This is a genomic window from Streptomyces sp. MnatMP-M17, from assembly GCF_900091995.1.
Lineage (GTDB): Bacteria > Actinomycetota > Actinomycetes > Streptomycetales > Streptomycetaceae > Streptomyces.
The window spans coordinates 23372-36180 of sequence record NZ_FMDK01000135.1 but is presented as its reverse complement, the minus strand read 5'-3'; the positions used below and the strand labels follow the sequence as shown (position 1 = coordinate 36180).

The window sequence follows — 12809 nt, the reverse complement described above, 5'->3', positions numbered from 1 at the left end:
CATCGTCCAGAGCCGGGGGGCCGGGCACGGCCGCACCCGCCGCACGTACGGGGGGCGGGTCCTCCGCGGCCCCAGGAGCGGCCAGCGACGTCCCCGGACCGACGACGGGCACAGCCGGGCCTTCAGCCGCTCCGGGTGCGGCAGACGGCAGCTGCGCGGCATCCGCCACCCCGGCATCTGTGAGCGCCTCACCGGGCACCGCGACCAGCACGTCGCCGGGCGGCACGAGCGAGGCCTCCACCAGAACCGCCAGCGGCGTCGTACGGTCCAGCAGCACCTGCGGCACACCCCGCCGCACCGGCGAATCCCCCGCCTCCACCACAAGATCACCCAGCTTCGGACGCGCCGCCGTGCGCGCCCACGACGGCCACGATCCGAGCCGAGCCCGCCCGGACTCGTCCAGCCGGACCACCGGGATGAGCGCAGCACGGTAGGTATGACGAGACTTCGCATCCCGCTTCGCGATCACCACGACCTGGTCGTCGTCCCGCGCGGCATCGACCAGCTGATACAATCGCGTACGTGCCTCGGACACCCCCAACTCAAGTACGCCCAGCGCCGACTCGGGCACGGGGACAGCAGACGAGCCGGACGCAACCGTTGCAGCGGACTCGGCAGCGGGCGCCGAAGCCGAATCGGCGGACGAGCCGGACGGATCAGGGACAGCAGAACCAGCAGACATCAACGATCTCCCCAAGCAGCAGGCAAAACGAGCAATAGATCCCGTCGGGGCACGTCCCACCAGCAACACCAGGACGCCCAGACACGGCGTCGCTACGAACTGGTGGCGACCCCGTCCGAGCGGTATCGGATGCGGTCGGTCTCCAGCGTCTCGGCGAGCAGGCGACTGACCGTGAGCGGCGCATGCCGGTCCGCGCAGTCAGCAGCCCACGTCTGGTGGGCCCAGCAGGTGACGCGGTCATCTGCGTGCATCCCGGCCTCCTCCAGCTGGTCATCACGCCCGATCGCCACAGCCAGCCCCTTAGTCACCATCAACACCCCTCTCACGTACGGGGAGAAGGTCCGAGCCGGGGAAGTCGGGATGGCTCCTCCACCGATCCGCGATGTCCCTCAGCTCCCGCCACACGATCTGGGCCGCGCCTTGGTCGTCCCGGTACACGGCCCCGACGACGCCCTGGTGCGCGGCCTGCGCTTCCCCCCAGCCCCGCCCGGTAACGCCCACGGCTGGCTCACTGTCGGCCGTCGGATACCGCCCACCAAGTTCGCCCACCAGGCGCTCGCATACAAACTCGTACCGCCCCGCGTACCCACCTCAGCCGACAACGGCACACGAGCCCCCAACCATGATCAACACGAATGAGACAGCAGCCGGGCGGGTCCCGACACGGCAAATGCCACTCGGCGCACAAACAACGGCGAGCACACTCAACAGGGGTACGCCACGCCCCACATCACCAGCGAGCCGCAGCACCTCACACACTACCCAACCCGTAACACCATCCGCCACCAAACACGTAATGTGAAGGAGGGGGCAGGGGAACGGGAGCTAAGCGACCCGTAACGCCCGGGAGGGTGGAGGAGGGATGCGGAGGCTACCCGAAGCCGGCATAACGACGAAGTGCGAGGAGGGCACGGGAGGAGGCGGTCAGGCAACGCGAATGGCACGCCGACATGTGATCGGGCCGAGCAGCACACACCACGACTGCAAGCACGCTGGTCGTACTGGCGCAAGCACACGCCGCAACCGGCCGCTGCAACGAGTCGGGGCAGGTCGAGCGCGCAACAACGTTCGGTGCTCAGCGAACGGTGTCGAGGAGATCGAGGACGGCAAGCCTGATCGGCCTCGGTGTCATGAGGGGGTTGTCGTGCAGGACGCTGTCGCTGTCGGCGAGCGGCGCCAGGGCCGCTGCGACGTCGGCAGGCAGCCCGGTGGCGGTTGCCAGAATGCCAGCCAGAAGGATCTGCTGGTGGGCCGGTTGGCTCGGCGCAGCAGTGTAGGTACGCCCGGTGAGGTGCCACGGGGTGGCGCTAGTGTCCATGGTGTCGGGGCTGGTGATGGCGTCGATCATGGCTTGTTCGGCTTGGGGGTCGCGGCGGATGCGGTGGGCCGCTGCCTCAAAGAGTGTGGGCGCAGCAAAGTCGGCGCTGCGGCGCTGGAGCCGTTCGGCGATGCGCAGGGTGAGGTGGGGTACGTGGGCAGCCGGGGCGAGGTTGATCGTCACGGCGATGGCTTCGGGCCAGGTCCAGTCGATCCGGTAGGTGCCGGCGAGGTGTTGTTGCAGGGCGCGGTAGAGACTGTGCGCGTGCGGGTCGTCCGGTAGAAGGCGGGCCAGGGCAATGCGGCACCAGCCAGTGACGGCCATGTCGATGTCGTCGTCACTGATCAGCTGTGGTGACGGTTTTCTGCCCGGGGGGCGGATCAGGAGTTCCAGCAGCTCACGCCGATGGGCGTCGAGCGGAAGGAGTTTGCCCGCCACGTGGAGTACAGGTTGGGGGTCGTTGTCGGCCCGGGCCGCCTGGGCTGCTTGACGGAGCAGACCTGGATCGTCCGGGTTGGTGTCGGCGTACCAGGCAAACACATCCTTGTCGTGCAGGAGTTCGGGGTCAGCGCGCACAGCATTGCTTAGTGCACGGTCGAGTTCGGGGTGCCGGGCAGCAACGGTCGCCAGCGTGGCCCATACCTTGGTGAGCTCCGGAGGGGTGCGGCTGAGCCGACCGGTCAGGCGTTCGAGCAGCTGGTTGCCGCACTGTTGTTGAAGCGCGGTCCAGTGGGTTGCGACCAGCTTGGTCAGCTGGAGGTCCGGGCCGGAGAGGGGATCGTCGAATTCGGCGGAGGCGGGTCGGCCGTTGTTGCGCTCGACAACGCCTTCCAGAAGGGTGACGTCACCAAGCAGGAGCACGATCACCCAAGCGGTGCGTCGGCGGTCGTCGCCCGTGTTCAGATCGTAGGAGAGCAGTTCCTGACGGCATTCGGCGCGCAGCTTCTCCTGTGCCTGCTGCCAGTTGGTGTGTGCTGTGGTGGATTCCGATGTCGCGCCGTCGCTGCCGGACGCCAAGACGGGAGTGACGGCGAGGGTACGGGCCAGCGCTGTCGCGGCGGCCCGACGCACTGGGCTCGAGGTGTCGTGGCGCCATTCCTTGAGCAGTTCGGTCACGGTCTCGGTGTCGATGCCGCGCCGGGTGAGCTGCTGGGCGATCAGCACGCGCAGAGCGGGCGGGAGCGGATTGAGCAGGGCCGTGGCTTCGGCGATGATCTGTGCGGCTTGCGGGCTGTTGAGCGGGCCATAGCCGATGAGGACCGGGCCAGCCTCGGGATCGGCGCCGGTCAGGCATTGGCGGGCGTAGGTCAGGACTTCGGGGACTTCGGGCCATGCTCCGATGATCCAACCGCGCGCGGTGCCGAAGTTCTCTCCTGGCACCGCATCGAGGCAGACGCAGGCAAGCGCCTGTGCGTCATGGTGTTCCAGAGCGTGTTCGGCCTGATCGAACAGGACGGGAGAGGGTTCGCCACGTACGGCGTTCTTACAGTCGATCCAGAGGCTGGCGAGGGCGGCGATGGCATGCTGGACGCCCTCCCGGGGGCGCTGCTGGATCAGCTGGAGCAGGTGATCGATGCCGTCGGTGGGTCTCAGGACCGTCGCCACGACCTCGACGAAGGACACGGCGTCATCAACAGGACCGTTGATCTTGCGCAACAGAGCTTCTCGGGCAACGGGGTCGTCGCCAAAGTGCTCTTGGAGGGCCCGGGCAGCTACGGCTGTACCGAAAGTCGCGTCGAGGGCACTGATCAGGTGATCACGTACCTGGCCGGTACGGGCCAGCCGGGCCAGGTGGAAGGTGTTGTCTGCCGGGTGGAAGGATTCGTGCAGGAGGCGGGTCTGAGCGGCGTCGCGGATGGCAGGCTCATCGGCCCAGGCGGCCGGCGCGTTGGCCAGGGAGTAGGGCAAGTAGTCGTCGGAAGCGATCTTGCGTGCCGCCCACTGGACGACCCTTGAATCCTGCGGAAATGCGGTGAGCACCACCCACCAGGCGAGCTCTCTCCATCCTGGCGTGCCGGGCCGGCCGGGGGTGCCCGACAGGATGGCAAGGCAGAGGTCCCGCACGGACTCGTCGCCCTGCGCTGCGTCGCTGACCATCTCCGCAGTCACCCGGTCCAGGACATCCCCCACCGAGTCCCGTTCGAGCAGGCTGAGCAGCCACTGACGGTCGTTCTCGTCGTAGGGTTCCATGCCCTGGGGGGTATCGCGTCGCAGGGCCCGGTGCGCGCGCAATGCGACGGCCCGAAGACCGATCGCGCCCTGGCGCATGCCCCAGGAGATCAGTTCCATCGTCCTGGTATGCCCGGGCCAGCCGGTGACCAGTGCTTCGAGCGCGGCGGCCTGGATGGTGGTGTCGCTTCCTTCGCATGCCAGGACGGCCAGGGCCTGTGCCATTTCGTCGGTGCCTGCCATGCGCTGGGCGAGGGCGTGGGCCGAGGCGTGCTTGACAGCGTCAGAGGGGTGGCGCAGTGCCTGCAGGAGGATCGTCTCGGCGTCCGGTACGGCGATGTCTGTGCGGCGCAGCGACCAGTAGGCGTTCGGCTCGTCGGTGGTTGCTATGGTCTTGCGGGCGAACCACGGCAGCAGAACCCGGCGGGCAGTGGTCTCGGCCAGGGCGCCGGTGAGGGCGGCGAGCAGGCGTGCCCGGTGAGGCATCCAGGGGTGGTGCTCGACGCGGGCGCAGAGCAGTTGGGCGAAGCGGGTAACCTCCCGATGGGGCATGCGCACTCCGGCGGCCAGGGCCTCCGCGGCCAGTTCGTGGCCGCCCAGTTCCGCTGTCGAGTTCTTCGGACCTGCGTCGAGGGCCGTCTGCAGGAGCTCGGCGGCGTCGCTCGGGCGGTCCTGCCCGGCCAGCAGGGCAAGCAGCACGTCCCGCCAGGAACGGCTTCCCGCTCTGGAGCGGACGACCGCCTGCTGGCTGGCAAGGGGCAGGGTCATCAGGTGCTCTGCGCATAGCTGCTCGGCGACAGCTCGGTGGGCAAAGCCCAGGGTGCCGGCTCCCTGGGCGAGCAGGATGCCGAGATCACCTTCGGCCACCTCCATGATCTGCGGGGCCAGACGGCGGGCCTCCACGCCGTCGTAGCCGAACAGGTCGTCATCGCACAGTGCCCGGACCACACTGGCACGCCATACCCGGGTGCTGGCGGCAGGTCCTGTGTCGGCCTGTCGTAGCTCGTAGGCGACAGCGGCCAGCACCTGGCGGATGTCCCGGGTGTCCAGTCCGCCCGCGGGCCGGCGCACGTCGCGACGCCGGATGGCCGGATGCTGCTCGATCAGTACGTCAACCAGCCGCCGGTAGGCCTGCATGCGCCGCGTGGGCAGCGGGCCCCTGGACCACATTCCGGCCAGCATCAGCAGGAACAGCGGAACGGCGGCGAGCGCCTTGAGGTCAGCCACGGCCTTGACCTCGTCCAGGAAGCGGTCGGCCGTCTCATCCATGAGACGCTGCGCGGCAGGCCCCGCCTCCTGCTCGCCCGCGGGAGGGGCCGGCTCGGCAGTCACAGCCCTGGCGAAGGCAGCCCGTGTCATGCTCTGCTGCTGTGCCGCAGACAGCGGCGCCAGGTTTCCCACCCGCCATCCCGCCAGCGGCATCAGACGGCGCAGGGCGTAGGGGCGGCTGGAGACGATGGCGGCGACGTTGCGGCTGCGGACGAAGTTCTCCAGAAGTGTCAGGGCAGGGTGAGCGCTGTCCTCGTCGGTCCACTCGTCCAGGCCGTCGACGACCAGCAACAGCCGGTCATCGGCCAGGGCTCCGGCCACCAGATCGTGCAGGTGCTGCGCGGAGTAGCGGGTGAGCCAGGCCCGGACAGCGGACTCCACCGACCGCTCGGCGTCCTCTTTGATGTATGCGCACAGAAACGAGAACGGCAACCACACCGGCAGATGTGAGCCGAACTTCGCGACCAGGGCTGCTGAACGGGGGCTGTCGTCCAGTAGGTCGGACACCACGAAGCGCAGCAGACTCGATTTTCCAGCCCCCGGCCCGCCGGCCACGACCGAGAGATCACCGTCGGCCAGCCATTCGTCGCAGGCGCTGCGGGTCACCTCCAGCCCGCCCAGCTCGTCCTCGACCCGGCCGCGCTCCAGCAAACGGTCCACGGCGGGTACGGCGTCACGGTAGGACCAGGGGGCGTACCCGTCGACGACCTGTTCCATCTCCGCTGTTCCTGCCGCACCCGGGCCTGTTGCGCTAGGCAGACCGCGCCCGTCCCGGCGCTCGTCCGCCGAAGACTGCTCGCCCGCAGTGCCCGACGGACTCCCGAGGAACTCACCGCCGCTGTCGGTGATGTCCAGCAGGACGTACTCAAGCGGCTTCGGCGGGTGCGCAGACACGGCCGGAGCCAACAAGACCGCCCCTGTGTCCTGAAGAGCGAAGGACGCCCGGTACAGGCTGCGCAGACCAGCGCGCAAAGCCTCCACATCCTGGCCCGGCAGCCTGCCCGCCAGAGCCTGTTCGGCCTCGGGACCGCAGAACTCGGCCACCCAGGCGCGGCCGAAGAAGTCGTCGACGATCTCGGGCAGCTGCCGCAGCCGCTCGCTCACCGACTCGCGTCCCCAGCGCTCGAGCCGGATCCCCGCCTTCTCTGCTCTGTCCGCCTGGCGCTCAAGTTCCTCAGCCAGCGTGGTGGGGCGCAGGGCATGGGTGGTGGCGTAGATGAAGACTTCCGACCGGTCGGCCCAGGAACCGGCCAGGAACTTGTCGACCGCCTTGATGATGTCCGCCGACGTCAGCGTCGCCACACGCTTTGACTGCAAGGTGGTGTAGCGGCGGCCGGGATCGGTGCCGGCGGACACGGCCGGACCGCGGGTGTTGCGGACGAACAGGTCGATGCCTTCCTGGCCTTGCCCTGCTGTGCCGTACAACTCGGCGTACTCAGCCTGGCCGTCCAGCTCAGCCAGCCGCAGAAACAGCCGCTCCGCATCCGGCCACGGCAGTTGATCCAGCGGCAGATAGTCGGCCTTGGTGGCAATCGGCGGCCGGACTCTGCCCGAAGGAGGAACACGCAGGCTCGTCGGCACCTCCCCCGACGACCGCACCACCGCACCGCTCCGCCTCGCCACGACCCGTATCGTCGCACGGCACTCCTACGATTTCTCGGCAAGTCCCCCACGAGGAATGCATCTGCTTGGCTGTGCGACGCCGTGGGGGGGGGTGATTCAACCGAGACGTGGGACTGCTGTGCCCATTGATGCGTCCAGGCCCGCCCTCACTCGCGGGTGGTCGTCTCCCCTGCACCGGCCTCTTCCGTGTCCTTCTCGGGTTGCATGGCCGCGCGCACATCGCCGAAGAGGTTGATCGTGGTGATCCGCGGGCGCTGTCCGACACCGTTCAGCGCGATGATCGACACCAGCCCCCAGACGACGGCCACCAGGCCGGCCGCGGTGCCCCGGGCGGCCTGTCCGGTCCCAAACCACGTCATCGCAACGGTGCCCACCCCCCAAAGCATCCACGTCAGCCGGGCCGCGAAGGCGCGAACGACGGTGGAGAGCACCAGCGCCAGGATTCCGAGGCCAATCCACAAGGCGTGCGCCGCCCCGGGGGTGAGCGGCAGGCCAGCGGTATGTGCGTGAAGGAACCGGGTGACCGGTTCGTCGACGGTGCGCACCGCCAAGTGGGCGTGGTGGCCGAGGTCGAGAGCTCCGACGGCCTGAGCGAGGCCGACCCCGATGCCGTACAGGCCGGGTAAGACGATCGGGCTCAGGCAGATCCACATCCATACAGGAGCCTCGCGCCATTTGCCGGACAGTACGGTGTGGAGTTCGTCGGCGCGGCGGTCGATCCACTGCGCGTCCATCACACGCAGCCACGGCTGCTTCTTGGCGAGTTCGGCGGCATGGTTCGGGGACAGGTTGGGTGCGCGCAGGTCGGCGGCGAGGTCGGCCAGGGCTGCGCGGGTGGTGCGCCGCAGAGCCGGGTCGTAGCCCACGACAGTGATCGAGAAAAACAGCATCGTCCAAGGCGCGGTGAGCAGCCACCACCACGGGCCCCAGGAGAGGCCGGCCTGCAGGCTCGCCGCGGCGCCGGCGGCGGTGAGGGCGGCGGTCAGGCAGCGCAGTGCGCGGGGGGCAAGCGTGGCGTAGGTGATGGGCAGAGGTCGAGGCAGGGGTTCGCGGCGGGCGGCGGCGCGCAGCCACGGCCACAGGCGCGCGATCAGGTGCCAGGGTTCGGCGACCAGGACCAGCCCGGAAAGGGCGACCGGGTCGGTGATCACGATCCAGCCGGGGGCCTGCACGGCAAGAGCTACCAGGTGGAGCGAGGCGCCGGCGGCGGCGATCAGGCAGCCGAGCGTGCGGCCGAGCAGCGTCGTGGCGGCGTGCCAGCGCTCGCTGCGCCGCACCGTGATGTCGGTGGCGGCGGTGGTGGCCGCCAGTCCCATTTGGCCGGCCACTTCGGTGCGCAGCGCGTGGCCCTGGTCGAGGAGTAGGCGTGCGGTGCGCAGTGCCTGGGCCGGGTCGGCCAGGAATGCCGTCTGGTCCAAGTCCGGCTCGGGCTGCTCCGGTTGTGGTGCGGCGGCCTCTTCCTTGGCGGGGCCGACCAGGCGGAGGAGGGCGAGTTCTTCTTCCAGTTCCAGGCAGCGGCGACGGGCGATGGCGGCGAGTTTCTCCGCTTCGTTGCGGGCCTGGCGGGCTTCGGTGAGGTCCTGTTCGGTCTGCTTGAGCTGCTCGATGGCGCGGGTGAGTTTCTCCTGGGCCTGGTCGGCGTTCTCGCTCTCCGGCGAGACGGCGGCGAGCTGTTCGATCTGGACCCGCAGCTGGGCGTTGAGTGCGGTGAGCAGGACCACGAGTTCCTGGGCGGTGGCCAGGTCCTGTGCCAGTCGGTGGCTGTGGGCGTCGGCCTGGGCCAGGCGTCCGCGGCCCTCGGCGATGAACCGTGCGGCGACCGGCGCTGCCCCCGAGGGCGGTCGGCGCACGGCCAGGTCTCCGGCAGGCGGGTTGGTCGCCCGTTCCCACAGCCGGACCGCCCGGGTCTTCATCGCATCGAGCTGGCTGGCCGGGGCGGTGGCCTCGACCAATTTCAGCACCACGTCCATCGTCGGCACCGTGCCGGACAGGTGGTTGCCGATGCTGGAGCGGGACCAACTGAGTTCCTTGGCCAGATCGTCGTACGTCTTGCCGGACTTCTCGCGCAGTTCCCTAAGGAACTCGGCTAACGCCCGCGCCTGCGGCGTCTCCGCCCGGATCGCAGCCGGTTTGCGGCCCCGCTTCCCCCCACCCGCCATCCACGCCCCCATCAGCGCATTCATTTGTCCAGGACATACCAAGCAATGTCCAGAGTCGACCTGTGCGAACCCTCCGCGGGCGGTGTGGACATTTCCCGGCCGCCGCACGCTCAAGGCATACCGCTCAACCCCAACCGCCGTTACCGGGAGCTGACTTATGCGCACCGCCGCTACTGCGAGCCGCCGTTCCTCCGCCGTCCGCCACCCTGCCCGCGCCGTCCCCGGTGCCCGCCGCCGGCGCCCCAGGCACGGGGACATAGCCGTTGACACCGCCACGGGCCTGCTCGTCGACCTTCGCCAGGCCCCGGACAGCGTCCGCGTGCTGCCGCGCGGGCAGGCTTCCGGCCGTTACAGCTGTCTGGCGTGCGGGCGGACGCTGGAGCTGTGCGGGCCCCGCGATCACACCGACTTCACCGCCCGCTTCCGTCACACCCGGCACGAGATCGACCGCTGCCCGGCCACCCCCGGGTATCTGGCCCGTGTGCGTGCCGCCGTCACCGACACCCAGGCTCTCGCCGAGCGCCTCGCTGCCGCCGCGCCCGGAGTACGCATCCAGGCGGCCATGACCGCCACCGCCGAGCCGAAGGTGATGCCGGTGCTGGCACTGCGGCTGGAGGCCCCCTCCGGCGCCGGCGTCATCCACCTCCCCCACGGCGAGCTGAGCGACCACCAGGCCGACCGAATCCTGGCCAACCGGAACACCGCAACGCGGCAGTGGGTCCTGTTCGACCGCCACGACGGCGCCCACTACCGCGCGGCCGGCCAAGTTCAGGTCCGTACCCGCCGACAGGACCAGCGCATCGACAAGATCAGCCCCACCTCCGGCCAGCAGCGTTTGGCCCAGGCCCAGTTCGCCGTGGCCTGGCGCGACGACGGCACACTGCTACTGCCCTTCGGCGGCCACCCGATCACCTACCCGCCCCGGGCCACAGAGGACTGGAGCGGATCGGCAGCCTCCTGGCAGCGGGACTGGAAGATCAGCCACCCCAGGCCCGCCGACGGCGCCGCCTGGTGGGGCCTGCTGCCCCTGCCCCTGCGCGCCCTGGCCGCCCCCGCCCTGCTGGGCGCCGCGGTCACCGCGATGACCGACCTGGAAGCAGCGCAGTCCGGCCGCGAGGCATACCGGCGCGGCAAGGCCCGCGAACGCTACGCCCAGCAGGCCCGGCTCACCACCGCCCGACCGCGGCAGCTCGCCCTCCCGCTTCCCGCCGACACCGCCGCCTCCCCCGACAGCACCATCTCCGCCGCGGACCAGACTCCCCAGAGCCCGGCGGCGGCCGCTCCGGCGCCTGATCCCGAAACCGCCGCTCATGAAGGCCGACCGCGCCGGTGGCGGCGCTGGCGCAGGCTCCTGGCCCGGCTGCGCCACCGCTGAAGCGCCGAGCCAGCATCCCGGACGCAGTAGCGAACCGGAGGTTGCCCGGGCGGAACACCGCACGATGTAGCCGAACTACCGTGCCAGTGCTTGCAGGCCGCTGGCCAGATCAGCCTGTGCCAGTTCTTCGCGCTCGTCCGGTGTGAGCCAGAGGGCGGATGACCCGGCAGCGGTGCGCTCCACCAACAGCACGTCGTCGACGGCCTCGGCGACGGCGTGCAGGTGGCTGATCACCATGACAAGGCGGTCGCTGCCGGACCGGGTGCGCAGCACCTCAAGAGCCGAGTCCAGTGCGGTGGTGTCGAGGGCTGCGAAGCCCCCGACAAGGAACAAGGAGCCGAGAGCCGGCCCGCTGCGAGAATGCAGTGCGGCGATCGCCAGGGCCAAAGCGAGCGATGCCTGGAATTTCTCTCCCCCGGACAGTCGCTTTGGGGGTGGGCGACTTTGGAGGTGCGGCTGACGATATCGAAGCTGTCGGCGAAGCCGAATCGCTGTCGGACATGTGCCCGAGCAGGTCACTGGCGACGCCGAGCAGTGCGCGGGTGCGCAGGGTGGTGAGGGGCGGATTCCAGCGATCATCTGTCCCGGGCGATGGCGCGCAGGGAGTTCTCGGCGCGGAGCAGTTGCAACCACCTCTAGAACCCAAGTCGCCCTGGTGGAAACCTGTTCAAACCGCCCGAGCCAGGCAGGGTCCGTGAAGCCGACGGCCGCCACGCGGAGCCGAGCGCGGGGCTGATCAACTCGCAGTCCGTCCGCACCGCCTACGCGGTCCCCGCAGCTGCAGGACCGCAAGAGGTTGATCGTCACCGATAGTCTCGGCCTGCCCCTGACCGTCCACGTCATTGCGGCGAGCATCCACAACCGTGACAGCGCGAAGCGGCCGTTGCTGTGGACCACACTCGACCATCGTCGCGCTACCCCACTCACCCTCGCACAGATTCTTGTCTCGACACTCCAAAGGGTGACCTGCAATCAACAGGAACGTTGCTGTTCGTAAGCGTATGTGTACGGTGCGCCAGTGACGGTGCACCAGGCAGCCCACGAGCGGCTGGCCGAGGTCGGCAGCAACATCGCCGACGACTACATGACGTTGAAACTGCTGGCGGCCGGCCTGGCACGGATCCTGTGGGAGCGCCAGCGCGTCCGTGAAGGGGCGGAGCCCACGACCGGCCTGCTCCCGCAAGCGTGGCGCACGGGTGTGACACGGTTGTGGTGGCGTGCGCTGGAGCAGGGAAGCAATCCGCCGGTCAGCGACATGGAGGTGTTCGCCTGGTGCCGACTGCCGCTGAGGTGCTGGCCTGTGCGACTGGATGTCTCTGACAGCGACGCAGAGAGCCTGTTGATCGACGGCGAGGAATTGTCGGCGTTCGCGGATGAGGCGGCCCGGCTCGCGCCCAGGTCGGACGTCGAGGCGGAGCTCACGGAGAATCGGGCGTTCGCCAAGCTGCAAGCCGCGGCGGAGTTGCACGGGCGCACGGAGGAGGAGGTCCAGCAGGCTTATGTGGCGCTGCGGCTGTTCCTGATCGAGACGCCGGTGGTATCCGATCTTGAACTGAACAAGCTCACGGGGCGGTTCAAGGAGGTGGACCGTCACGGTCGCCTGTATGTGCGGGACTTCTTCGACGCCGCCTACCAGTACCGCAAGACCGGTGGGTCTGCGTCCTGTCGGGTCTGCAGCGACTGCGGCAACCCCCTGCACGAGGGTGTTGAGATGTGCGGGACGCCCGGCTGTACCGGGGTTCCGGTAATCAGGCAGCTCAAGGTGCTGGAGGGCTATTACGTGCAGCACCGCGGGGTGCGGGTCTGCATGCACGACCCGGGCTTGGTGGAAAAGCGCCTGTTCGATGCGCTCAGGCATCTGCCCGAAGGTCGGGCGCGGCTTCACAAGTGGCCGGGCATGGACGCATGCGACGTCGCCGTGGAGTTCCCCGATCCGGCCGCGCCGGATGATCCGGATCGGTCCGAGAGGTGGGCGGGGGACGCCAAGGACTGCACGAGCGCGACGATGCTGGGGCGCTCGTTCAAATGGAACCAGCACATGCGGGCACGGCATCGGTTCTTGATCCTGCCCCAGCACCGGTTTGAGCAAAAGCACTATGTCGACGACCTCAAGCGGGAGATGCAGGGCCGCAGCGACGGCGTCCGGGTCATCTCCGAGGGTGACTTCGTCTCGAAGGCCCGCGCCCGGGCTCTTGGAGGCACACCGTGGTGAGG

6 protein-coding genes and 1 pseudogene are annotated in these 12809 nt (G+C 69.3%); 2 read left to right on the top strand and 5 right to left on the bottom strand.

Translation table 11 applies throughout. The features are described 5' to 3' along the window. The 4 genes and pseudogenes from GA0115259_RS07195 to GA0115259_RS07175 all read right to left on the bottom strand — a co-directional run. Positions 1-571 (bottom strand): annotated as a pseudogene (locus GA0115259_RS07195) (type II toxin-antitoxin system Phd/YefM family antitoxin); the annotation flags it as partial. Positions 572-774: 203 nt separating this feature from the next. After that, complete coding sequence (locus GA0115259_RS07190) at positions 775-933, bottom strand: hypothetical protein (RefSeq protein WP_256097936.1); 159 nt, start codon at positions 931-933, stop codon at positions 775-777. 824 nt (positions 934-1757) lie between these two features. Next, entirely contained in the window at positions 1758-7019 is a 5262-nt protein-coding gene (locus GA0115259_RS07180) for an NACHT domain-containing protein (RefSeq protein WP_161230313.1), read from the bottom strand. A 188-nt stretch (positions 7020-7207) separates the two neighbouring features. Next, positions 7208-9244 carry a helix-turn-helix domain-containing protein gene (locus GA0115259_RS07175; protein ID WP_161230312.1) on the bottom strand — a complete coding sequence of 679 codons (2037 nt, stop codon included), beginning with the start codon at positions 9242-9244 and terminating at the stop codon, positions 7208-7210. 133 nt (positions 9245-9377) lie between these two features. On the opposite strand from GA0115259_RS07175, the gene GA0115259_RS07170 reads away from it, so the two are divergent. Then, positions 9378-10595: a hypothetical protein gene (locus GA0115259_RS07170; protein WP_093592506.1), complete on the top strand. Its 1218-nt coding sequence runs from the start codon at positions 9378-9380 to the stop codon at positions 10593-10595. Positions 10596-10670: 75 nt separating this feature from the next. Here the strand turns inward: GA0115259_RS07170 and GA0115259_RS42710 are convergent, their stop codons facing one another. Continuing rightward, entirely contained in the window at positions 10671-10928 is a 258-nt protein-coding gene (locus tag GA0115259_RS42710) for a P-loop NTPase family protein (RefSeq protein ID WP_345940996.1), read from the bottom strand. 685 nt (positions 10929-11613) lie between these two features. Here GA0115259_RS42710 and GA0115259_RS07160 point away from each other — a divergent pair. Next, positions 11614-12807 (top strand): restriction endonuclease-related protein, encoded by a 1194-nt coding sequence (locus tag GA0115259_RS07160; protein WP_141716474.1) that lies wholly within the window; start codon positions 11614-11616, stop codon positions 12805-12807. Positions 12808-12809 lie beyond the last annotated feature (2 nt).

Excerpts from the sequence above, each read along its gene's own strand:
- GA0115259_RS07170 (WP_093592506.1), top strand. The coding sequence starts at position 9,378 with ATGCGCACCGCCGCTACTGCGAGCCGCCGTTCCTCCGCCGTCCGCCAC.
- GA0115259_RS07190 (WP_256097936.1), bottom strand. The coding sequence starts at position 933 with ATGCACGCAGATGACCGCGTCACCTGCTGGGCCCACCAGACGTGGGCT.
- GA0115259_RS07175 (WP_161230312.1), bottom strand. The coding sequence starts at position 9,244 with ATGAATGCGCTGATGGGGGCGTGGATGGCGGGTGGGGGGAAGCGGGGC.